The 22,558-nt window shown below is 41.0% G+C and carries 21 protein-coding genes and 1 riboswitch; of the genes, 5 read left to right on the top strand and 16 right to left on the bottom strand.

Going from position 1 to position 22,558, the window contains the following annotated elements; all coding sequences use genetic code 11:
• Positions 1 to 11: 11 nt before the first annotated feature.
• The 5 genes from U5K72_12205 to U5K72_12185 form a co-directional block, all read right to left on the bottom strand.
• On the bottom strand, positions 12 to 635 hold the full coding sequence (locus U5K72_12205) for a DUF6588 family protein (GenBank protein ID MDZ7719571.1): 624 nt from the start codon (positions 633 to 635) through the stop codon (positions 12 to 14).
• Positions 636 to 828: 193 nt separating this feature from the next.
• Positions 829 to 1,743, bottom strand: a complete 915-nt coding sequence (gene rsgA, locus U5K72_12200; GenBank protein MDZ7719570.1) for a ribosome small subunit-dependent GTPase A — start codon at positions 1,741 to 1,743, stop codon at positions 829 to 831.
• Positions 1,744 to 1,856: 113 nt separating this feature from the next.
• Complete coding sequence (gene lon, locus U5K72_12195) at positions 1,857 to 4,397, bottom strand: endopeptidase La (protein MDZ7719569.1); 2,541 nt, start codon at positions 4,395 to 4,397, stop codon at positions 1,857 to 1,859.
• 152 nt (positions 4,398 to 4,549) lie between these two features.
• Positions 4,550 to 6,085, bottom strand: coding sequence for a DUF5723 family protein (locus U5K72_12190; GenBank protein MDZ7719568.1), 1,536 nt, complete (start codon positions 6,083 to 6,085; stop codon positions 4,550 to 4,552).
• A 9-nt stretch (positions 6,086 to 6,094) separates the two neighbouring features.
• Positions 6,095 to 8,389 carry a UvrD-helicase domain-containing protein gene (locus U5K72_12185; GenBank protein ID MDZ7719567.1) on the bottom strand — a complete coding sequence of 765 codons (2,295 nt, stop codon included), beginning with the start codon at positions 8,387 to 8,389 and terminating at the stop codon, positions 6,095 to 6,097.
• 261 nt (positions 8,390 to 8,650) lie between these two features.
• Here U5K72_12185 and U5K72_12180 point away from each other — a divergent pair, with 261 nt between their 5' ends.
• Together U5K72_12180 and U5K72_12175 are read left to right on the top strand one after the other, a co-directional pair.
• Positions 8,651 to 8,902: a DUF6364 family protein gene (locus U5K72_12180; protein ID MDZ7719566.1), complete on the top strand. Its 252-nt coding sequence runs from the start codon at positions 8,651 to 8,653 to the stop codon at positions 8,900 to 8,902.
• Positions 8,899 to 9,318 (top strand): PIN domain-containing protein, encoded by a 420-nt coding sequence (locus U5K72_12175; protein ID MDZ7719565.1) that lies wholly within the window; start codon positions 8,899 to 8,901, stop codon positions 9,316 to 9,318. The genes U5K72_12180 and U5K72_12175 overlap by 4 nt, the downstream gene beginning before the upstream one ends.
• A 106-nt stretch (positions 9,319 to 9,424) precedes the next feature.
• Here the strand turns inward: U5K72_12175 and U5K72_12170 are convergent, their stop codons facing one another.
• Complete coding sequence (locus tag U5K72_12170; protein ID MDZ7719564.1) at positions 9,425 to 10,747, bottom strand: DUF4147 domain-containing protein; 1,323 nt, start codon at positions 10,745 to 10,747, stop codon at positions 9,425 to 9,427.
• Between the two features lie 180 nt (positions 10,748 to 10,927).
• A riboswitch (cobalamin riboswitch) is annotated at positions 10,928 to 11,150 on the top strand.
• 114 nt (positions 11,151 to 11,264) lie between these two features.
• On the opposite strand from U5K72_12170, the gene U5K72_12165 reads away from it, so the two are divergent.
• Both U5K72_12165 and U5K72_12160 read left to right on the top strand, forming a co-directional pair.
• A complete protein-coding gene (locus U5K72_12165; protein MDZ7719563.1) occupies positions 11,265 to 13,172 on the top strand; it encodes a TonB-dependent receptor in 1,908 nt (635 codons plus the stop codon).
• 63 nt (positions 13,173 to 13,235) lie between these two features.
• Positions 13,236 to 13,952 carry an ATP-binding protein gene (locus U5K72_12160; protein ID MDZ7719562.1) on the top strand — a complete coding sequence of 239 codons (717 nt, stop codon included), beginning with the start codon at positions 13,236 to 13,238 and terminating at the stop codon, positions 13,950 to 13,952.
• Between the two features lie 298 nt (positions 13,953 to 14,250).
• On the opposite strand, the gene U5K72_12155 is transcribed toward U5K72_12160, so the two are convergent.
• From U5K72_12155 to U5K72_12125, 7 genes are all read right to left on the bottom strand, one after another.
• Positions 14,251 to 14,649, bottom strand: coding sequence for a type II toxin-antitoxin system VapC family toxin (locus tag U5K72_12155; protein ID MDZ7719561.1), 399 nt, complete (start codon positions 14,647 to 14,649; stop codon positions 14,251 to 14,253).
• Positions 14,646 to 14,921, bottom strand: coding sequence for a hypothetical protein (locus tag U5K72_12150; GenBank protein ID MDZ7719560.1), 276 nt, complete (start codon positions 14,919 to 14,921; stop codon positions 14,646 to 14,648). Before U5K72_12150 ends, U5K72_12155 begins: the two co-directional genes overlap by 4 nt.
• A 108-nt stretch (positions 14,922 to 15,029) precedes the next feature.
• Positions 15,030 to 15,248: a hypothetical protein gene (locus U5K72_12145; protein MDZ7719559.1), complete on the bottom strand. Its 219-nt coding sequence runs from the start codon at positions 15,246 to 15,248 to the stop codon at positions 15,030 to 15,032.
• 76 nt (positions 15,249 to 15,324) lie between these two features.
• Positions 15,325 to 16,002: a cell division ATP-binding protein FtsE gene (ftsE, locus tag U5K72_12140; GenBank protein MDZ7719558.1), complete on the bottom strand. Its 678-nt coding sequence runs from the start codon at positions 16,000 to 16,002 to the stop codon at positions 15,325 to 15,327.
• Positions 15,999 to 16,775: a class I SAM-dependent methyltransferase gene (locus tag U5K72_12135; GenBank protein MDZ7719557.1), complete on the bottom strand. Its 777-nt coding sequence runs from the start codon at positions 16,773 to 16,775 to the stop codon at positions 15,999 to 16,001. Before U5K72_12135 ends, ftsE begins: the two co-directional genes overlap by 4 nt.
• A complete protein-coding gene (gene pdxA, locus U5K72_12130) occupies positions 16,776 to 17,771 on the bottom strand; it encodes a 4-hydroxythreonine-4-phosphate dehydrogenase PdxA (GenBank protein ID MDZ7719556.1) in 996 nt (331 codons plus the stop codon). It lies immediately after the preceding gene.
• Between the two features lie 106 nt (positions 17,772 to 17,877).
• The gene (locus U5K72_12125) at positions 17,878 to 19,317 is read right to left on the bottom strand and encodes a GWxTD domain-containing protein (protein ID MDZ7719555.1); all 1,440 of its coding nucleotides are present in this window, start codon (positions 19,315 to 19,317) and stop codon (positions 17,878 to 17,880) included.
• Between the two features lie 273 nt (positions 19,318 to 19,590).
• Between U5K72_12125 and U5K72_12120 the strand changes: the two genes are divergently transcribed.
• Positions 19,591 to 21,057, top strand: a complete 1,467-nt coding sequence (locus tag U5K72_12120; protein ID MDZ7719554.1) for a carboxyl transferase domain-containing protein — start codon at positions 19,591 to 19,593, stop codon at positions 21,055 to 21,057.
• A 573-nt stretch (positions 21,058 to 21,630) separates the two neighbouring features.
• Here the strand turns inward: U5K72_12120 and U5K72_12115 are convergent.
• From U5K72_12115 to U5K72_12105, 3 genes are all read right to left on the bottom strand, one after another.
• Positions 21,631 to 21,930: a type II toxin-antitoxin system RelE/ParE family toxin gene (locus U5K72_12115; GenBank protein ID MDZ7719553.1), complete on the bottom strand. Its 300-nt coding sequence runs from the start codon at positions 21,928 to 21,930 to the stop codon at positions 21,631 to 21,633.
• A complete protein-coding gene (locus tag U5K72_12110; GenBank protein ID MDZ7719552.1) occupies positions 21,914 to 22,147 on the bottom strand; it encodes a hypothetical protein in 234 nt (77 codons plus the stop codon). Before U5K72_12110 ends, U5K72_12115 begins: the two co-directional genes overlap by 17 nt.
• Before the next feature lie 187 nt (positions 22,148 to 22,334).
• The gene (locus U5K72_12105) at positions 22,335 to 22,469 is read right to left on the bottom strand and encodes a hypothetical protein (protein ID MDZ7719551.1); all 135 of its coding nucleotides are present in this window, start codon (positions 22,467 to 22,469) and stop codon (positions 22,335 to 22,337) included.
• Between the last annotated feature and the right edge of the window lie 89 nt (positions 22,470 to 22,558).

The raw sequence follows: 22,558 nt of genomic DNA, 5'->3' as shown, positions 1-22,558 counted from the left end.
GGCTAAGGCTATCAGGATCTGATCATGATTCCAATGCCTGCTTTTACTGTAGAATATTCGGCAACTGTATAACTTGCCGATATAGATAATATTTCCAAATTTAATTGCAGGCCTGCAACGCCATGCATCTTGTTAGCCCCATCTAAAGTGATATTAACTGGCACGTTAATGCTTTGAACCTCATGAGTTGTACTACTGGCACTTCTTTCATCTTCAACAGGGACAACAAATGGGTAGCGACCCTCTGAGGTAATATTTGTGGATGCATATTGATATCCAACACCGCCAAACAGGGATAGAAAAGATAATTTTTTTCCAATTATTACATTTGCAGTAAATGTATTCGTATCAAGGTTAATGGCCTGACCATCCCAGTGTGAATCCGGAAACTGGTTTTCCATCTGCTCATCATCGGGTGGCAAAACGTTTAAATTGGCATATCCGCTTAAGTCCATGATACCGGCCTGGAGCGATATATCAATAGGAAGTTGGTCATCAAAAAAAAGTTGATTTAATCCAACCAGACCGCCAATTCCAAATACCCGTAGTGTATAGTCATTGTCGATAACCACTTCAGGAGAATACCGGAGTGTTACCTGTGCAGCTCCGGGAAGCCCTAAAGAAAATTGTGCCATCGGTGCCGGACCGAAATATTTCACCGGCATTGCTAACTTGAGAGTATGTTGGTGTAGTAACTACAAAGAACAGCAAAAGAAAAAAACAGTAGCGGTGAAAATTTATCGGTTTCAGATAAGTAAAGGATGATAAATTCCACTTCATAAGTTCAGAAAAATTGTTTTGGAGATCTCGGCAACAATATGGTATAGCTTAGTAATCAGGAAGTGTTTCCAAAATGTTTAGATAAGAATTGTATCTGTCGGGATCGATTTCACCCTGTTCAAATGCTTCAACGACTCCGCATTTCGGTTCATGATAGTGAGTGCAATTATAGTATTTGCAATGTTCTCTTGGTTCTGCCATCTCCGGAAAATAAAGAGACAGCTCACTCTTATCGATGTTAACAATTCCAAATTCCCGAATACCGGGTGTGTCAACAATAAATCCTCCGGATTCCAGTGCAACGAGTTTAGCGAAAGTAGTGGTATGTTTACCCTTGTTAGAGTAAGAGGATATTTCGTTTACTTTCAGATTAATTTCAGGATCGATGGCATTCAGCAAACTTGTTTTGCCAACCCCGGAAGGTCCAATGAAAACAGAGGTTTGGTCTTTTATCTGTTCTGAAAGATCCTGGAGAGATGATTCATCATGAATGGATGTTACCGCCGTTTTATAGCCAAGTTTTTCATATAATTGCGTTTTATCTTCAATCATACGAGAGTCTTTTACATTGGCGAGGTCATTTTTATTGATAATGATTCCGGCCGGCACCTCGTAAGCTTCGCACGTTACAAGGAAACGGTCAATGAAACCGGTGTTTAGTTTTGGATGCCTGATGCTTTGCACAACCCAGGCCCGGTCTATATTTGAGACAAGTATCTGTTCACCCCTGCGCCCGTGAGTTGCTTGTCGGGGCACATAATTTTTTCTCTCCTTTATTTCACGTATGCTTCCCGTTCCATCATTCTCAATTTCAAATTCCACGTAGTCGCCTACTGCAATTGGATTTGTGACCTCTTTCGCATCAAGGCGAAATTTTCCCGGCAATCTTGCTTCTATGGTATCACCGTTTGAGGCAATTTTATACCACTTTCCGGTTGATTGTATGATTCGTCCTTCTTTCAAGTGATTTTTCAGTGTAATTATTAAGCTTCAGAACCTAAACGTACCATTTTGATTTTAAATAAAAAAAGCCCCGTAAATCGGGGCTTTTCATTCATTGTTTGATCTGATAGTGGTTATTCCATCACCAGGCTTTCTGTACTGGTGTCTTTCGTTTTTCCGGCAGATCCGTTTTGAGATTTATGTTTTTCTGAAACTTTGAAACGCTCATGCGGATCTGAAACAGGTTCGTCATCCAACACAATATCAAGCAGTGGATCCATACGCTCGAGATATTGAATCTCCAGATCGCCGAGAACTTCAGATTCTATTTCATCGACATCTTTCTCATTTTTCTTTGGCAGAAGCACTTTTTCTATGCCAGACCGCTTGGCCGCCAGCACTTTCTCTTTGATACCGCCGACTGGAAGTACCAATCCGCGTAGTGTGATCTCCCCGGTCATAGCCAGAGTACCTTTTACTTTCCGCTGCGTAAAAATGGATGAAATAGCAGAAAAAATCGATACACCGGCAGATGGTCCGTCTTTAGGAACCGCACCTTTCGGCACGTGAATATGGAGATCCCAGTATTTAAAAGCATCTTCAGGAATATTCAATCTCCCGGAGTGAGCTTTTAAATAAGAGAGTGCAAGCATGGCAGATTCTTTCATCACATCACCAAGTTGACCCGTTATGTGAAGTTTACCGCTGCCTTTGCTAACGCTTGCCTCTATAAAGAGTATATCGCCACCGTAAGGTGTCCATGCAAGGCCGGTAGCCACACCGGGTACGGTCGTACGTTCAGCAACCTCAGAGAAAAATTTCTGTTTACCGAGAATATCCTCTATGTCGTTTACGCCAACACTCTTTTTTTCAATATCTTCTCTGGCAATTTGTGCTGCCACATTACGGCATACGGCACCAATTCGCCGTTCCAGGTTTCGTACACCTGACTCGCGAGTGTATTCATCAATAATCCTGTTGATGGCTGCCTTGGAAATTTTTATTCGATCTTTGGTCAAACCATTTTCTTCGATCTGCTTCGGGATCAGGTATTTCCGCGCAATTTCAATTTTTTCTTCCTGCGTATATCCGCTGATATTGATGATCTCCATCCTGTCTCTGAGAGGTGCAGGAATAGTATCGAGAGAGTTAGCCGTGGCAATGAACATCACCTTCGAGAGATCATATTCCAATTCAAGATAGTTGTCTGTGAACGAATCATTTTGCTCAGGGTCAAGAACTTCAAGCAGGGCAGAGGTTGGATCACCCCGAAAATCGGAACCAACTTTGTCGATCTCATCCAGCATCATCACCGGATTTCCTTTTCCGGCTTTCTTCATGGCACGAAGAATTCGGCCCGGAAGTGCGCCAATATAGGTGCGCCGGTGACCCCGAATTTCCGCCTCATCATGAATACCGCCAAGGCTAAATCGTTCAAATTCCCGATCCATAGCACGCGCAATGGATTTACCTAATGATGTTTTACCAACACCTGGAGGGCCATAGAAGCAGAGAATGGGCGCTTTCATATCTTCTTTTAGCTTCAGTACAGCCAGGTATTCGATGATTCGCTTTTTAACTTTTTCAAGTCCATAGTGATCTTCATCGAGAATTTTCTTGGCTCGTTTAAGATCCAGTTTGTCATCGGAATAATCACCCCAGGGAAGATCCAGTATCCACTCAACATAACTGTGAATAATTCCATAATTGGGAGATGAATTTGGCGTCATTTCGAGACGTTGAATCTCTTTTTCTGCCTCTTCTACAACTTCATCAGGTATGTTTTTTTTGGCCTCAAGGCGATTGCGGAGTTGGGTAACATCTTGTTGTTCACTGTCTTCACCCAACGCTTCCTGGATCGCTTTCATCTGCTGGCGAAGATAAAAATCCCGCTGTTGATCATCGATATCTGTTTTTACTTTTGAACGAATCTCTTCGCTTAAATTCAAGACCTGCAGCTCTTTGTTCAGGTGCTCCATCACTTTATCGAGTCTTTCAGAAAAATCTGTGATCTCCAGCAGGTCCTGTTTTTCAGCAAGAGATACCTGCAGATTTGAAGAGATGAAGTTCAATAAAAATGTTGGGCTGGAGATGTTATTGATGGCAATTGAAGCCTCAGACGGAATATTGGGAGACAAGTTTACAATCTTGGACGCGGTCTCTTTTACCGAACGCATAGAAGCATCCCGTTCAATACCGCTAAGATCCATATTCTGTTTTACCGGCTTCACATCAGCCTTAAAAAATGGATCTGATTGTGTGAATTGCTCAATTTCAAATGTGCTTTTCCCCTGGATTACAATACTCTTGCTGCCATCGGGCATCTTAATCAGTTTAAGAATCTGCGCAACAGTTCCCAGTTTATAGAGATCTTGTGGATCAGGGTCTTCAACGGATTCATCTTTTTGGGCTACAACACCAATCGTCTTGTCATTTTCATACGCCTCTTTCACAAGGGCCAGGGACCGGTCTCGCCCTACAGTAATTGGGACGACTACACCGGGAAATAAAACAGTATTTTTAAGAGGCAGAATTGGAAGAGCATCCGGTATTTCTGATTCAGTCAGTTTCTTTTCCTCTTCTTCACTCATCAGAGGAATAGCCTGTTCAAAATCATCGAAACCTTCATTTTTATCTTCAAATGCCGTCTGAAATCTATTTCGTTGTTCGAACATATAATGTTAGTAAATTTATGTTTTTAGACTTTGCACGTAAATCGGCAAAATGAGAGCCAAATATGTTATTAGTACCAGAACGTCAGAAGTTATCAAAGGGTTCTGCCAATTTGTGAGTGGTTCATATTTTTATGACAGTTGGACAGGTTGCACTATTGTAAATAGAATTTAAGTCCTAAGAAAGACATTCCTAAAATTTCTGTTGTAGGTGCTGCATTCAGGCTCTTTAGTAGTACAGACAAATTCAGGTCGAAGTATTTTGTTTCCAACCCTGTTCCAAAGCTGTAATAACCAGACATTTTACGGGCAAAACGGGTGCCACCACGAATAGGCAAAAAGGGCAAAGGTCGCAGTTCAATGCCTATATAACTGGCCAATCCTGAGTGGCTAAAAGGCGTTTGCGATAATGAATAACTGAGATCTCCCATCAATTTTATCTGTTGATATTGAAACAGAGCTCCCGCTTGTATGGAAGTTGGCAGAAGCATCTCGTATGAACCATTATTTTGAGAAGCTTCTGATAAATTTCTGAATTCACTGACCTGAGAGAGGAAAAAATAATGCTCGTTGGGTGCTCCCGTAAAGCCGGTATCAGAAATTGATCCAATTTCAGACGTTGTACGATTTACAGATTGCGACGAATACTGGAAAGGTGATTTGTACTGATAAACAGCTCCTAAATCGGTTATGGATAATCCAATTCGCAGAGATTTTTCTGTGGGTTCATTTTGCTGTCGGAGAATTGAAAGATCATCTCCAAATGTTATCAGGTAGGTTACACCGATGTCCAGCCCAAAACCAATACCGGCAGGTTGCAGTAAATCCCGGAATGTATGATCTGATTGGGAGGGAAGACTGCCGGAGTTAAAAAACGATTGCCCATAGGTTGACAATACTCCCGAAGTTTGCTGACTATATTCCGCATGATGAATCCAGTTTGAAGAACCCGCATCCATAACATAACTGTTCGTAAAATTGGCGTCCAGCGAAGCACCGGAGAGTACAACTTTAGGTGCAATGCCGATGATGAATTCGGAAAGCTGAGGCATAAGCCCATTCAAAAACGTAAATGATTCAGCATAGCCAAATGATAGTTCATGCAACACCTGCGATTTTTGAGAAAAGGACCGATCAAGAATCATATTATCATTCCTGTCCACAGGACTCATCGAAAAAAAACCGCGTCCGAGTTCGTACCGGGTAGCGTATCTCGTTCGAAAAGACAGAGCATAGCTTCGTTCCGGCCGTACCCATTTCAGGCCAAACCAATAAAAATCGGTTTCTGATAAAAATTCCCGGGTCGTATTATTTCTCGGGTAATTCCGATCGAGAAGAGTATCGTAGTCGTTTGGGCTTAAATCCGGGAGAGGAGTCTGTTGATCAAAAAAACCGGTATGATCCTGGAAATGATTCCATCGGTCTGTGTAATTGGGAACGGGGAGTATTGTATCATGATAAAGTCCGCCCTGGAGAAGGGAGATCTGGAACCGGTAATTTTTTTCCTGTATGTAAAGATTTGCCGGGTTTACAAACAGTGATTCAAATCCGGTTAAGTAGGCTGTACCTCCACCGCCGAGAGCCATATTCTCGGTTGTCAGAGAAATTTGTGAATGCGATATTTTTGGAATCACACACACAAATAGCGTTAGAAGAATTAGTAAAGCGTACTTTTTTTTCAGGATCGTCACTCAGAAATCCTATTGATTGAGGACTTGTAACTTAGCAGCGCGAAGCATCAGGGTTTTTTGCCCCCTGTTTTTGAAAAATACAACAACTCTTGAGTCTTTTCCTGTTCCGCTGCGACGAATAATTTTACCGGGACCAAACGTAGGATGCATTACATGAGTTCCCGTCTGAAATGGATCATCATCGTATTCATATTGGTAATCATTGGTTGAAGATTTAGAATTTTTTGAATGAAGCGGCTGCTTCCAGTCATATTCAATTTTTTGGTCGTAAGAAGACGAATCTTTCGAAGATGAGGAGTTATCTCGATTCTTTTGCTTGATCGTTGAGCCGGATTCCGTTCGAACAATTCCCGGGTCAACTTCATCAAGGAACCGGGACCGAGCTTGCCGCTGTTCCTCTCCATACCGATATCTCATTTTACTGTAACTAAAAAACAGGTGTTTTTCTGCTCGTGTGATTGCTACATAAAATAGACGTCGTTCCTCTTCGATGTTTGCTTCTTCGCCATCACGTGGCCCCATTGGAAATAAGTTTTCTTCGAGTCCAACAATAAAGACAGCAGGAAATTCCAGTCCCTTTGAGGCGTGGACTGTCATCAGTGTGACGGCAGGTTTATCTTCATCATATTTATCTGTATCCGTAATAAGGCTGATCTCCTGGAGGAATGACGCAAGATTTGGATTGCTGTTATTTTTTTGGAAATAGGCAATTGCGTTTTGGAGTTCCAAAACGTTATCGCGACGCGTTAAAGATTTAGCACTGTTCTCTTCAACCAAAGCTTTCATATACCCGCTCTGTTCGAGCATTTTCTTTGTTACATCTAAAATGGATGCACCTGATTCAAGCTCTTTCCTGAGGTTGTTAATCATCTCAACAAATTCACCAATTTTGGCCTTTGCTGGTTTATAGAGATCTGCTTCTTCAACATTTTGAATGATATTCCAGATTTTTCTTCCTTCCTTTCTTGCTTTTTTCAGGATATCATTCATGGTTTTATTCCCGATACCACGGCTTGGCTCATTGATGATGCGTAAAAGAGCCTGTTCATCCTCGGGATTTACAAGCAGCGTTAAATAAGACAGAACATCTTTAATCTCCTTTCTTTGATAGAATGACAGGCCGCCCACCAGCTGATACGTAATTCCCTTTCGCCTCAAAGACTCTTCAAAAATCCTGCTTTGGTAATTGGTTCGATACAGAATAGCAAAATCGTTGTTTTGGTATCCATAACGAAGCTTGAGGTTGTTGATATGATTTACAACTCTATTAGCTTCATCCCGTTCATCGAAATTTTTTAGGAGAGTTACCGTATCACCTTCATCATTATCTGTCCAGAGTGTTTTTTCAATCTGTTGTTCATTCTGTTTGATGATGGAATCAGCACATTGCAAAATATATTTAGTTGACCTGTAATTCTGCTCAAGCGGTACTTCAACGGCATCTTCATAGTCATTTTTAAAATTCAGGATATTTGCAATATCCGCACCGCGAAAGGAATAAATACTTTGTGCATCATCTCCCACCACGCAAATATTTTGATATTTCTGCGCCAGCAATTTCGTGACTTTATACTGGGCATGATTCGTATCCTGGTATTCATCAATCAAAATATGTTTAAACCGATCCTGGTATTTTTCTAAAACATCCGGGTGCTCCTGGAAAAGTTGTACGGGACGGATTAGCAGATCGTCAAAATCCATTGCATTCGCTTGTTTCAGTCGTATTTGATAGATCTCGTAAATTTTAGCAGTGATATCATCAAGGGTACTGTGAACAAACTGTGATTGATAAGCACCCGGTAGAATTAGTTGATTTTTGGCATCACTGATTTTCCGGTGAATGGTTTTTGGTTTGATCTCTCTCGGATCATAATTTAACTCTTTTAAAATCAGTTTGATAGCATTCTGTGAATCACTCGTATCATAGATTGAAAAGTTGGAAGAAAAGCCGATTTTTTCCGCCTCAAACCGGAGAATTTTAGAGAAGATGGAGTGAAAGGTTCCCATCCATAAGCCCTTCGCTTTATCGCCAATCAAATTCTGAATCCGTTCCTGCATTTCACGTGCAGCCTTATTGGTAAAGGTAAGTGCCAGGATTTGATTAGGCAGAGCATGGTGCTGTTGCAATAAGTATGCAATCCGGTAAGTGAGTACTCTTGTTTTTCCGCTTCCGGCACCTGCCACAATCAGCAGCGGACCATGAGTGTGCGATGCTGCCCGTCTCTGTTGTTCATTTAAATCTTTAAGAAAATCAGGCGGCGATGTTGGTTTTGAGGACTCCGGCTGTAGCGTAAATTTTTGCATGAAATATGTGTAGCTTTCTATTGACTTCTGAAGTGTGTAAAACTACGAATTATTACGGAAGGGTGAAGGTTCAATTTATCCCTTTGTTGAATGAGACATTGTATTTTTCTTACCGGTTAGAAAAGTCGTAAAGCCGATGGAACATCAATCATTTTTGAACTTATTGCCGTATTGAAAAAATATAATGCCTTTTATGAACTTCCATTTTTTATTCTTAAGACGTATATTTAGATATATTATATACGTACAAAATATTCAGTCATGAAGAATAAACTCACATTACGGTTAGAGAAAGATCTCATCAAAGAGGCAAAAAAATATGCTAATGAGAAGGGGACCTCTGTTTCTCAGCTTGTGGCAGATTATTTTGCAATGATTAAGTCTCAAAAATCTACATCAAAAAGAGAAAAGAAAATCTCTCCAATTAGTTCTTCACTTTCCGGCATCTTGAAAAAGAGTGATCTGAATGAAGACGATTATAAAACTCATCTCGAAGAGAAATATTTGAAGTGAAAATACTGTTTGATACAAATATTTTGCTGGATGTATTTCTTGAAAGAGAACCTTTTTATGATTCTTCGTTTACATCAGTAGCAATTGCCGAAAGAAATGTTATTGAAGGATGGCTCAGTGGCACCACGGTTACTACTCTCTATTATTTACTTCAAAAGGGGCTATCCAAAAAATCAGCCGACAAGCATTTGAAAAATATTCTCAAAGTATTTCACATTGCACCAGTCAATAGGGCTGTACTGGAAGATGCAATTACCGGAAAATTTACAGACTATGAAGATTCGGTTCTTCACCAAGTGGCAATACACAGCGGTTTGGATGGAATATTGACTCGAAATCAGAAAGATTTCAAAAATTGTACCCTGCCGGTTTACAGTCCGCAAGAGTTATTGAATTCTTTGGATGCGCTGTCGTAAATGAGACATTGTATTTCTCTTACCATTTAGTAATGTAGATGCATGCTAAAGTTTCTACATGTTTAGCAATCGTAAATTGACTCGAAAAAAACAATGTCTTTCAAAATCATTCTTCAATCAAGACGAGCTGAATATCCATCACGTTATTTCCCGTTGGGCCGGTTTTGATGTGTCCGCCAACCTTCTCAAAGAAATGATAACTGTCATTATTCTCTATAAAATCATCGGGATTGATTCCGTCTGAAACAGCCTCTTCATATGTATTTTGGTCAACCACCGCACCGGCTACATCCGTGGGCCCGTCGATTCCATCCGTTCCGGCGCTTAAGAAGAGCATCTGATGGTCGAAATCTTTGAGTCGCCTTGCTATCCGGAGGGCAATTTCCTGGTTTCGGCCACCGAGGCCATCTCCGGTGACTTTTACAGTGCTCTCACCGTAAAAAACCACTGCTTTCTTTTCTGATTCGGTTTCTAATAAATTTTGAAGATGATCCATGATATGGTCTTCAAAATCATCGACCAACCCAGTCCATGCCGGATTAATCAACGTTGTTTGATAACCTTTTTCTTCGAGCATGGAGGTTGTTTTTTGAGCAACTTTGGAAGCCGATGAAACGATCCATGTTTGATGGGTTGGGAGATCTTTAGTTTTAAATGAGCCGCTTTTTTGGCTCTCTTCATCCATTTTATCCGCCAAGTGATTTTTCACTTCATGGGGCAGATCATTCCAGATCATATATTTTTTGAGGACCTTGAACGCTTTGTCGTAAGAAATTTCCTGGGGTGTGGTCGGCCCGCTTCCAATAGATGCAAGATCATCATTCGGTACATCCGAAATGACCAGATCTATCAGTAAGACGTCATTAAAAAAAGAAAGTAATCGCCCGCCCTTCACTTCAGAAAGAGCTTTTCGAACGGTATTCACCTCATGGATGTCTGCTCCAGAGTCAAGCAGAATTTTATACGTTTTTTGAAAACCTTCAATACTTAAATCTTCAGCCGGTTTACAAAGCAAAGCCGATGTTCCCCCTGAAAGAAGATTAATCACAATCGAATCATTTGGAATCTCTTTGATCAAAGAGATTAATCTTTCTGTGGCTTTTTCACTATTCTCATCCGGCAGGGGGTGAGAACCCTCCATCATCTCAATTTTTGATGGTTCAGCCTCAGTATCAGGCGGGGCAATGATAAATCCATCTTCAAGATCCGAACCCAAAATCTTTTCCATGGCGATGGCCATGGTTGGAGAGGCTTTCCCGGTGCCAATCACATATATTTTTTGATCTTCATCAAGAATAAAACTTTCATCATAAATGTTGAGCTTTCTGTTTTCAGGATCCCAATTAACAATATCCGGGAGAAACTCTCTCGGATTTACATTTTTCAAGATTGATTTAAAAAACTGAACAGCCTGTTCCTTTTGATTCATAATTCCTTCTATTCGTTTTAAAAAATGAGGGATTCATCCGATGAGTAAGAAAGCGTAAATAGTAATCATTGGTCAAAGTACTCACCGGATCACTTATTATTCAATGATGACTACTATATCAACGAAAATTAAAGAGAAAATGATCGAAAAGTGATGTTGACTTCTGGCAAAAATCAGCTTACCATGAAAATAGCAACAGGTACCCGATTTATGATCGGGTTGAAAAGGGAATCCGGTGGCCTGTCCTCCATAGTTTTATGCGAAGGATGGGGAATCCGGAACTATCCCCGTAGCTGTAAACTCATTTTTTTGTTGGCTCTGCATGCCACTGTCCTAAAATTCGGACGGGAAGGCAGCCGGCAATGAGTAAGTCAGAAGACCTGCCTGTTTGCTAATCATTATTCAGGCTTTCGGAGGAAGAGCCGGGAATAGAGAATCACTATATCCGGATTCTATATATCCCTACCCTTTTTTCATCGGAAGCTCATCGGTTTAATTTTAAATTCAATAGAAAACCATGAGCAAACAATTCATAATACTCATAGTCGGGGCTTTTTTGTGTGCCTCATCATTACAAGCACAAACCACTTCTCAACCTGCCGATACAACTCTTCAGTTCGACGAAATTGTTGTACAAGCTTCCAAACTCTCGGTGTCGGCCCGTGAAACATCACGCCCGGTTTTAATTATTAACAGAAAGGAAATCGAGCAGAGTTCCGGAATTAATGTAGCACAACTTTTACATCAGCACAGCGGAATTCGGGTAAACAATTCGATGGGATCACCCGCTAACAATCAAGACCTTTTCCTGCAGGGAGCCAGTTCATCTTACACACTGATTTTACTGGATGGTATTGCCGTAAACGATCCTTCCGGAATTGGCGGTGCCATTGACTTGCGGCTGCTGCCACTGCATAACGTGGAACGAATTGAAGTACTGAAAGGAAATCAATCTACCTTATATGGTTCAGATGCGCTTGCCGGTGTGATTAATATCATCACAAAGGAAAAAGCCAGGGGTACATTTCAACCAAACGGAACAATAGAATATGGTGCCTATAATTCGTTCAGAGGATCAGCGGATGTCAGTGGATCGGTTCAAGATCGGTTGAACTATTCAATCGGTTACAGCAGAAAGTCGAGTGATGGAATCAGTGCAGCTACTACCCCGGAAGGTTCAGAATCATTTGAAAATGACGGGTATCAAAAAGATTCATTTTATGGAAATATCTCCGTTCGGCCTGTGAAGGAAATCACCATCAAACCTTTTCTGAAGTACTCTGTTTTTGAAGGTGACTATGATGCTGACGCATTTACGGACGCACCAAACACATTTTATACGAATATGTGGAATCCGGGAGTACAGGTTTTAGCGGAGATGGGAGATTTTCAACTCAATTCTGCTTATCAGTTTACTAAAACGGAACGTGAATTTTTATCGGAATTTGGGGAGACGTTGTTAGAAGGCTCATTTCATAATTTTGATACATTTCTAAATTATGAGTTGAATCAGTCTGTAAATATCATGGCCGGTTTGAATTGGCAAGAAGGGGTACTACCGGCGGATGAAGAGAACGAACTTTCTGAAGTCTCTGCTTCATTTACAAGTCCTTACAGTACATTGTTGTTCGATGCCGGAAACGGACTTCGCGCAGAAGCGGGTTTTCGTATGAATATTCACTCTGAGTATGGCACGAATTCTACCTACAGTTTCTCGCCATCCTATCAAATATCGGAGAATCTTAAACTCTTTGGATCTTTTGGAACCGGGTTCAAAGCACCCACTTTAGACCAGCTTTTTGGCCAATTTGGTGCTAATGCGGATCTGGAACCAGAAGAGAGCAGAAGTATCCAGATAGGATTTGAGAGCTACCTGCTGAATCAAAATCTAAAAATTGAATCTCACTTTTTTGACCGTAAGATTGATAATCTGATCGCCTTCGGATCGGCCGGTTATATTAACCGAGACAGAGAAGAGACACGGGGAGTGGAAATTCAGATAAACTGGTTTGCTGGGAAGAGTATTACACTTGGAAGTTTCTACAATTACCTGGATGGTAAGACAATTACACTTGATGATTCCGGTAATAAACAGTCCTCGAGAGGATTGATACGGTTACCAAAACACAATTTCGGACTGAACGCTTCGTATCGAATTTCAAACAGTTTTATGGTGAAAGCAGACGGAGAATTTTCAACCGAACGAACCGATCTGTTCTTTAATCCTGCAAATAATTACGCTCCCGAAGAAGTGGCTTTGGATTCTTACATACTTGCTAATTTATACGCTGAATATGAAGTTTTCGATCAATCATTAACGGTATTCGGGACTGTTCGAAATCTGTTTAATTCTGGTTTCACTGAAGTGTACGGATACAACACGATGGGAATTCACGCAAGGGCAGGAGTTCGGTTTGCGTTGTAAATGACCAGATCCGCGAAGTCTCCAAAGACTTCGCGGATCTTTAACTTGTTTAGAGTATATAGTTTGAATTCAGACGCTCAAAAACACAAAACTGTCCTAAGCTGGAGTGGTGGCAAAGACAGTGCGATTACTCTTCAAAGATTGCTGAAAGGTGATCAGTTTTCTGTAGATCGACTGCTGGTTTCTGTGAATGAATCCACCAATCGTGTGTCGATGCATGGAGTTCGCTTGGAATTGATTGAGAGGCAAGCTGAGATTCTCGGTATTCCAATTACATACTTGAGGCTTCCTGAAAATCCATCGATGAATGAGTACGATTCTATCATGAAAGAGAAGATGAATATCTTGTTAAATGAAGGATTCACTCACTGTGCCTTTGGAGATATTTTTCTTGAGGATTTGAAAGAATACAGGGAGAAACAGCTCGATAAAATCGGAATAAAACCAATTTTTCCGATCTGGGGTGAGGATACCAATCAGCTTGCAAAATCATTTATTGAAGAAGGATTTAAAGCTGTTTTAGTCTGTGTTGATAAAAATAAGGCGGTTTCTGAATATGCCGGAGAGTTGTATTCAAATGAGATATTAAAGGATATTAAGGATGATACTGATCCCTGTGGAGAGAATGGCGAGTTTCATACGTTCGTGTTTGACGGTCCTATTTTTTCTGAACCGGTTCTGTTTAAAAAAGGAGAGATCGAAGAGAAAGAATATCCATCACCCGAAGGAAAAGGGACGATGGTTTTTCGGTTTTGTGATTTGGTTCTGAGTGAATTCTAAACATGGTATGTTTGAATAAGCCTTAAAATAACGTGAACTTGTAATAAGAATATTAAGAATTGGCATGGAAAAGTCCCTTCCTTTTCCAAGGAGGGGATTTAGGGGTGGTTGAAACAGAATTTAGTTCAATTCAAGATTTAATCTACTTTCTACCTTCCCGAACTCCTCCTAATCATAGGAGGGGCTTTCATTTTCAACGTTCTTATCCCGAACTCAGGTTAAAATATAGTCAAACTGTACCTTGTGCGAATAACTCAAAGTTCAATCTTATCAAGAAGACATACCATCTTTTTCTTACCTAAACAGCCCAAATTTCACAAGCTTCAGATTGTAGTATTCTCCCGTCATGCGTAGCAAGAGGGTATTTCGAGAGGATGGAGGTTGCAGTGATGAGCCTGTCAGCTGGATCGGCATGGAATGATTTCGGTAAGTTTCGCTGAGTGAGTACAACTTCAACATCAACGGGAAGAATTGTCATAAATGAAGAATTCGTTGCTTGATAAATCCAGGTCTGAAAGTTTGGTTGAAGTGTAATTCGTTGTTTTCTCTCCAGCATTTCCGTCTCCCAAATGGTAACCCATGAGATGCAAAGTTCTTTGACAGATGCTTTGTTATCAAGTGCCTCTCTTTCTTGTGGGGATAAATTTCCATCCCCTAATAACCACCAAAGCCAGATATGTGTATCCAGTAATATCAATCTTCATCAGGTTCATTAACCTGAATGGAGTGGTTCCAATCGGGACCGGAATATCCTTCAAAGCCGGAATCAGTAGGGGAAATACCTGAGGCTGAACCCTTCCCTTGTAATTTTTTCCAGGGGGCCTTGGATAGACCAGATCTACTGCCGGAACTCTCAAGTTCATGTTCCAGGCTTCGGATGAACAGCTCTTTGAGCGTAATATTGTCTTTTACAGCCTTCATTTTGGCTTTTTTTAAAATAGAATCCGGTAAATCGATTGTGGTTCGCATGAATACATATTAACATATTTACATATCTATTGCAATTTTTATTGACATGCAGTTAACAGATCAGGTTTAGACATACTCAAACCTGTTAATATTAAAAGAGAATAGAATTTACCTTTGTCCACCGTTAGCAGCATCATAACCTTCCCAATATGCTGCTTGAACGGCACCCCAATCAATGAAGGCGATCCCAATGGCAACAAATATAAGTCCAAGTGGAATCAAATATTTTCTGTGCTCTTTGAATTTTTGGAAAGGGCTAATCAGTAAAAGAATAATTCCGCCAAATAGAAGCAGATCCAAAAAGAGACCCGATAGAAAATCAATCATGATGAATGAATAAATTTACGGTTAACTCTGAGAAAAAATATATTTAATCTGAATATTTCAAAAGAAGAAGTTAGAGTTACAGAACGTTAATATCCTGTAAATCACCATTTTCAATTTGTACGGTACGGTTCGGGAATTTTCGAATTACGTCATAGTCGTGGGTTACCATCAAAACACTCATTCCGCGATTGTTGATTTGATGAAGCAGCTCCATGATGGAAGCACTGGCTTCGGGATCGAGATTCCCGGTGGGTTCGTCGGCCAATAAAAGACGTGGTTCATTTGCCAGCGCTCTTGCTATTACAACTCGTTGTTTTTCACCGCCGGAAAGATCGTTGGGCATCGCTTTTCTTTTATGACTTAACCCAACTAAACCCAAAACTTCAATTACTCGTTGTTTGATGAACCGTTTATTTTGGCCGGTGACCCGAAGTGCAAATGCAACATTCTCAAATACATTTCGGTCTGGCAGCAGTTGGAAATCCTGGAATACTACTCCAATTCTTCTCCGTAGATAGGGGACTTTTTTGTCCGGGAGATTTGACAGATCAAAATCGGCTACTTTAACCAATCCTTTTACAGGATTTACATCTTTATATATCAGTTTCAAAAACGAACTTTTTCCCGCTCCTGTTTTTCCTATCACATAACAAAACTCACCAACATCAAGTGAGAAATCGATATCGCCAAGTACCGTTGTGCCGTTGTAGGCCACCGATACATTCATCATCTGTATAACTTCGTTGCCGCTCATTTTAATACCATTGTAATTCTAAGGCTTTTTGGATGAGCCGGTTTCAACTCAAATCCATCGTACGCCTGAATAATCTCAAAATCAGTTTCCTTAATAACAGACTTTAACTCGTTAAGTGTATAAATTTTTTGTTGATGCTGTTCCTTAAATTTTTCAATAATATCGCCGCTGGATCCGTCAATTTTTTCGATATAGAACCGGTTCGTATGAATCCTTTCTTTAGCATTAAATGAACTCTTCCTGTGATATCGATATTCTCCGTTAATATCTTTGGATTCATTGTCCAGAAAGCGAATGGCCTTGCGTGAATTTCTGGGAGTGGTAAAATCATACACAAAAATACCCCCGGGATTTAAAATATTTTTCACCTCATCGTGAAGCTGAATGATATCATCTTTCGTGTGAAGATAGTTGAGGCTGTCGAATACCATGTAGATCACATCGAACGATTCATCAAAAGAGAGATCAAGGAAATTCATTGTATGAAAATCAATCTCGGAATTCACAGTAGCTGCTTTCCGCTTTGCAATTCTGATCATATCCTCCGATCCATCCGTTGCTGTTATTTTATAGCAATCCAGTTCTTCGAGTGAGAGTGCAATCGTGCCGGTTCCGCAGGCCAGTTCAAGAATTGAGCGGGCTGTGGGTTGATGCATCAGGATGATTTCATCGATATAATCAGCCCAGGTTTCATAGTCCACATCCGACATAACAGTATCATAAATATCGGCAAGTACGGAGTAGGTCGGTTTTTCTTGCAATGTTAGATCCATTTACGATTTACGAATTCGGTTTTGTGCCATTGTAACAGCCAAATCATACGCTGATTGAAACGACTGCTCATCGGCAATATTTTTTCCGGCAATATCAAAGGCGGTTCCGTGATCGGGTGATGTACGAATGATCGGTAAGCCCGCAGTAAAATTGACACCTTCACCAAACGTGAGTGCTTTAAAAGGAATCAATCCCTGGTCGTGGTACATAGCAAAAGTGGCATCATAAATTTTATAGAGCTGACTCCCGAAATAGCCATCCGCAGCAAACGGGCCATCAACTAAAATTTCTTCATCAGAAAGTTCATCAAGGGCGGGAGTGATTCGTTCAATCTCCTCGGTTCCAATAACTCCGCCGTCTCCGGCATGCGGGTTCAACCCCAGTACACCAATTTTTGGATTTTCAATTCCAAAATCCTCACGTAAACTTTTATACAAAATTTGAAGATTCGTTTTGAGTTTCTTTTTCTGGATGGATCTGTTGACATCTTTCAGCGGAATGTGAATTGTTGCAAGAGCCACCCGAAGATCATCACTGGCCAGTACCATTACAACATCATCTGTTCCGGTTTTTTCTGCAAGAAATTCAGTGTGGCCAGGAACCTTATAACCCGCCATATGAATAGCTTCTTTTGATATGGAGGCGGTTGTGAGCGCATTCGCTTGTCCATTCATGCATAGCTCAATTCCCTTTTCCACAGCTTGCATCGCCAAACTACCCGCTTTTTTTGAAATCTTACCGGATGTGATTTCAAAATCGGAGTTTTCAAAAATATCAAACAGATAGACGGACCCGGATTCTAATGTATCACTCTTTTGAAAGTTTTTTATGGGGAGTTGGATATCAAATTTATCTGAATAGTATTCAAACACATTTTGACTGCCAATCCACACTGGGATTGAATTACCGAGATCAGTTCTCTGAAGAGATTTCAGTGTCACTTCAGGCCCAATTCCGTTGGGATCTCCCATACTAATTGCTATTGTTGGTATCATATCAGAAAATAGAAAAGTCAATGGCGATGAGAAAATGCCAATTCATTGGATGGGTGATGTGAACAGATACAAAATTTGATCCTATACACTCATCCGCTGAACACACCTACGACTGCTGCTCTGAAATCAGTTTAAAATCGCCGAAGCCTGTTGTAGCCTCAAAAATGAGGGTTTTGTTTGGATATTCCCAGATTTCGCGTGTGGGAGCATTCGTAGGTAATTGGCGGTTTATCTGATCTGGTGGCCCGTACAGAATATAAGCTTTGCCCTGATCCGTGTTGAAACCTTGTACCTGGAGAGATGAAAACTCTTTATAGGCATAATCAATACGGTTATAATATTCCGTCATCAATTCATTGAATTCGGTATCTGGAGAGGGATCTCTCTGCGCCCAGAATTCTCTGAATTTTCGTTCTCGTGCAGAATCAGATCCGGAGTTTAATTCGCTCAGTTTTTCATTGCTTACAATAAACCGCAGCATATTAATAGCCACATCGAGATTATAAAGGCTAACCGGCATATCTAACCATTGGGAGGTGATTCTTTTTTCACCAATCACCTCATCCGATTCACTGTCCTCAAGGGCCAGCCTGTACATGGAGTTTTCAAAATTTTTATTTGGAATCTGTATATAAGCGTAGTTGTTTCCTTCATCCGAGATGCTTGCTTCAAAACCAATTTCACCATTCGTATTTGTCAGGCTGATATCACCAAGTTGTACAATATTTTCAGCAGATATTTCTTGTGAATGACGTAGTTCCTCCGAATCGGTATTTGCTCCTCCAGTTAATCGGTATAAATTCAAATTCAGGGAATTGGACTCTGAATCTGAAGGTAATCGAATCAAAATGCTGTAATCTTCACCATAAAGAACATTATCCCCGTAATTCAAAAAAGTAGCTGAGAAAGAAGTTGCATTCGGTTGAAAGGATTTTAAGAGAATAAAATCAGGTTTCTCATTACCATCTAAACCTGTTATGGTAACATTTCGTGTAGTATTCGGCATCGTTGAACCGGTTCTTCGTGATGATCGGCTTCCTGATGCAGCAGGCAACTCTGTTCGTGGTAGCTGTACTTTATAGTGATAGTCACCGGTATCGAGATGAGTATTCATCAAACCCTGGAAATAATCTGTTCTTGATTTGGTTTTTTCGAAGGAATCAACCCAAAGCGTATCCTGCCAGTTATCTCTGTGTATGGATGTGGGAATGCGTGAAGAGTTTCTTGACCTGGAAACCGGGCCTTCAAAAATTTCAAGACCGATCTGGACGTTGGCATAATATTCAGCATCGGGTTGTGGCGCCTCCATGTTGGCACTGGTTTTTAAAAAGTTTGCAGAATCGTAATCGAGCCGAAAAAGGAATGCGAATTGTGAAGTTCCATCATTTGCAGGAAAAGTAACATGATCAAAGTATGCGTGTGGACGATCTGTACGCACTAACAATGCCTGGTAGGCACTACTGCGCTGTTGTTCTTGTCTTTGACCATAAATGGTGGTAGTGAGAAGGAAAAAAAGCAGGGTTAGAATAGATATTTGTTTTATCATTTTGAAAAAGTTTAAGTAATGATATACTTCATTTATAACGCATTCAGCGGTTTTTATTTTACCCTATTGGAACGTGGTAATCACAATCGGTATTATCAACTCAACAAATTAATCTAATATCAAGCATAATGAAAGAAGATTGGTTCCGGGAGCTTATCGAATCGTTAGAAAATGAGAAAGAAAAGATTGAAAAAGGGGGTGGTCCCGAAAGAATTGAAAAGCAGCATAAAAAAGGCAAACTGACGGCCAGGGAGCGGATCAATTTGCTCCTGGATGATGATACAGAATTCCATGAACTCGGAATTTGGGCCGCATACAAGATGTACGAAGAGGAGGGAGGATGTCCCGGCGGCCGGAGTTGTGACCGGAATTGGCTCGGTAAGCGGACGAACATGTATGATCGTTGCGAACGATGCTACCGTAAAAGCCGGAGCCTGGTTTCCAATGACGGCCAAAAAGAATTTGAGAGCCCAGGAGATCGCCCTCGAAAATCATCTGCCAATTATCTACCTGGTTGATTCTGCCGGTGTCTATCTGCCCATGCAGGACGAGATTTTTCCCGATAAAGAACATTTCGGACGAATTTTTAGAAATAATGCTCAGTTGAGTGCAAAAGGCATCCCACAGATTGCAGCCATTATGGGAAGTTGTGTGGCGGGCGGAGCTTATCTGCCGATTATGAGTGACGAAGCCCTGATTGTGGATGGAACGGGGAGCGTATTTTTAGCCGGAAGTTATTTGGTGAAAGCGGCCATTGGGGAAGATGTGGACAGTGAAACACTGGGCGGTGCCACTACTCACACGGAAATCAGTGGCGTGACCGATTATAAAATGGAAGATGATTCTGAATGTATTCTTACAATCCGGGATTTAGTTGGCAAGCTGGGGCCGCTGGAAAAAGCTGATTTCAATCGGGAATCATCTGTTCAGCCGGAATTGGATATGAGCGAGGCTCTGTCTGATTTTCCACAAGACCGAAGTAAACCGTATGATACAATGGCGATCATTAAATCGATGGTGGACGCGAACAGCTTTACGGAGTTTAAAAAAGGATATGGACAAACGCTCATTACCGGTTATGCCAGAATTGATGGATGGAGTGTTGGGATAGTGGCGAATCAAAGAAAGATTGTAAAAAGTAAAACCGGTGAGATGCAGATTGGCGGTGTGATCTATTCCGATAGTGCCGATAAAGCCGCTCGTTTTGTGATGAACTGCAATCAGAAAAAAATCCCAATACTGTTCTTGCAGGATGTGACCGGATTTATGATCGGTAAGCGGAGTGAACATGGCGGAATCATCAAAGACGGAGCCAAAATGGTAAATGCCGTTGCAAACTCTATAGTACCAAAAATCACGGTAATTATTGGTAACAGCTATGGTGCAGGAAATTATGCGATGTGTGGCAAAGCCTACGATCCGAGATTCATCTATGCATGGCCGACTGCCCAAATTGCCGTTATGGGAGGAACGCAAGCCGCTAAAGTTCTGACTCAAATCAAGGTGTCATCCCTCGAAAAGAAAGGCAAAGAGATTACGGATGAAGAAAAAGCTAAAATCCTGAAGAAAATCAAAGACCGGTACGACAAACAGACCGATGTAAAGTATGCGGCAGCCCGTCTCTGGGTAGATGATATCATCAAACCCGAAGACACCCGGAATCGAATTTCACATGCTATCGAATGCGCCAATCACAATCCGGAAATTCCGGAATTTAAAACTGGGGTGATTCAGGTTTAGCCATGAACTTCAACATAAGAGGATGGCGCATGCGTCCCGCTTGTGCCACAACACCTCGGGCACAAACGAGGACGTTTGCGCCATCAGAATCCAGTTTTGAGCTGGGAGACAGGGTATTTTTTCTTGGCGGCACAAGATAATGAATTGATTTTCTGTTCAGAGCTAATCTAAAATCATAAAATGGCTCGAAAAAATACCATGTCTTATTTTCCTCCATCAGGTTGAGACGGAAGTGATTCAAGTGTAGGTAGAGTTAAGTTTAATCAGTGGATGAGTTTTTCAAGCAGCACACTTCGGAAGAACCCACACTTACCCGATGAATTCCTGCCTTGCCTTTTTGCCTACCCGGTGCTAAACTCTTTGGATCAAAATAAAAATCAGCAGGTCACAGTTTTTAAATAAAAGAGGTTGTAGAATGTGCTTTTTAAACCTGATACCCGTGATATTTGTACTCCAGCTTATGTTGATATAGTTATGGGCTTGCCTAAATAATTTTTTTCATAAGGGGCAGGAGTATATGTGTGCGGTTATTGAATGAAGCTATTCCACAAACATCCAGGTTTATAGGGTGTATTATTTTAATTTATGGGGGTTTTGGCGGGTATCAAATACATGAAGAATTTCTATTTGCAGGCTCTCAACCCGATAGTAGATCGTTATTTGTTTGCTCAGCACAGACCGGCGGGTATTTTGGACAACTTTTGACTCTGGAAACAGTTCTGGATTCTGTGAAATCAACCAAACCCGCTCGCGAAGCTTGCCCAAAAAACGCTGGACCTCTCGTTGGCTCCAATTTTCTTGCAAATAGTCAATAACTGAATCCACATTACGGGCTGCTTCCTCCGTCCAAACTACATTAAAGCCGGTGTTCATGCTTTTTCCAGAAGGCTTCATTAGAGATCACCCGGCCTGTTTTCACATCATCAAGGCCACGGTTAATTCCGGATTTTTCTGTCTCTGAAATTTCATTCCACCAATCTCCGTTACTCTCTAAACTTTCTTTCAAAATCTGGACATTCACAAGACTCTCAGGATCGTTTAAATTGGCAATCCAGTCGATCAACTCCTGTTTGTTTATATGGGTTTTCATAATCAATTTTTAAGTAAATTCAATAGATAAATGTAACAAAAAAACAATCGAAAATATACCGGCAATGATCCTATCCTCCGAAACCTTGACAAAAAAATGCCTGTCCTCCGAAGCTTTAGCGAAGGAAGGTTGCCTTTTTTTACCCTCCCGGAGCTAAACTTCCTGCATAAACCGATTGTACTTTCATCTATTCATCATAGTGCTTGCCCAGCTTGCCGCGGGTTAGTGATCCCGATCCGGTTACGCCCAATATTAGTGTAAATGTGGATGCTCCCTTCTGAGTTGGTACTACCAATAATTCTACTCGTCTGATGAATTTCAAATATCGCCAGCTTTTGTGTGGATGATATCATAACAACACCTCGGGCACAAACGAGGACGTTTACGCCATCAAAATTCAGGTGTAAGCTG

The organism is Balneolaceae bacterium (assembly GCA_034521495.1).
Lineage (GTDB): Bacteria > Bacteroidota > Rhodothermia > Balneolales > Balneolaceae > Rhodohalobacter.
The sequence above is the reverse complement of the archived record's forward strand: the minus strand, read 5'-3'. Positions and strand labels throughout refer to the sequence as shown.

What these genes read in the sequence shown, in the direction of transcription:
- U5K72_12205 (MDZ7719571.1), bottom strand. Translation starts at nt 635, where the DNA reads ATGGCACAATTTTCTTTAGGGCTTCCCGGAGCTGCACAGGTAACACTC.
- lon (MDZ7719569.1), bottom strand. Translation starts at nt 4,397, where the DNA reads ATGTTCGAACAACGAAATAGATTTCAGACGGCATTTGAAGATAAAAAT.
- U5K72_12185 (MDZ7719567.1), bottom strand. Translation starts at nt 8,389, where the DNA reads ATGCAAAAATTTACGCTACAGCCGGAGTCCTCAAAACCAACATCGCCG.
- U5K72_12180 (MDZ7719566.1), top strand. Translation starts at nt 8,651, where the DNA reads ATGAAGAATAAACTCACATTACGGTTAGAGAAAGATCTCATCAAAGAG.
- U5K72_12170 (MDZ7719564.1), bottom strand. Translation starts at nt 10,747, where the DNA reads ATGAATCAAAAGGAACAGGCTGTTCAGTTTTTTAAATCAATCTTGAAA.
- U5K72_12165 (MDZ7719563.1), top strand. Translation starts at nt 11,265, where the DNA reads ATGAGCAAACAATTCATAATACTCATAGTCGGGGCTTTTTTGTGTGCC.
- U5K72_12150 (MDZ7719560.1), bottom strand. Translation starts at nt 14,921, where the DNA reads ATGCGAACCACAATCGATTTACCGGATTCTATTTTAAAAAAAGCCAAA.
- U5K72_12145 (MDZ7719559.1), bottom strand. Translation starts at nt 15,248, where the DNA reads ATGATTGATTTTCTATCGGGTCTCTTTTTGGATCTGCTTCTATTTGGC.
- ftsE (MDZ7719558.1), bottom strand. Translation starts at nt 16,002, where the DNA reads ATGAGCGGCAACGAAGTTATACAGATGATGAATGTATCGGTGGCCTAC.
- U5K72_12135 (MDZ7719557.1), bottom strand. Translation starts at nt 16,775, where the DNA reads ATGGATCTAACATTGCAAGAAAAACCGACCTACTCCGTACTTGCCGAT.
- pdxA (MDZ7719556.1), bottom strand. Translation starts at nt 17,771, where the DNA reads ATGATACCAACAATAGCAATTAGTATGGGAGATCCCAACGGAATTGGG.
- U5K72_12125 (MDZ7719555.1), bottom strand. Translation starts at nt 19,317, where the DNA reads ATGATAAAACAAATATCTATTCTAACCCTGCTTTTTTTCCTTCTCACT.
- U5K72_12120 (MDZ7719554.1), top strand. Translation starts at nt 19,591, where the DNA reads ATGATGATACAGAATTCCATGAACTCGGAATTTGGGCCGCATACAAGA.
- U5K72_12115 (MDZ7719553.1), bottom strand. Translation starts at nt 21,930, where the DNA reads ATGAACACCGGCTTTAATGTAGTTTGGACGGAGGAAGCAGCCCGTAAT.
- U5K72_12110 (MDZ7719552.1), bottom strand. Translation starts at nt 22,147, where the DNA reads ATGAAAACCCATATAAACAAACAGGAGTTGATCGACTGGATTGCCAAT.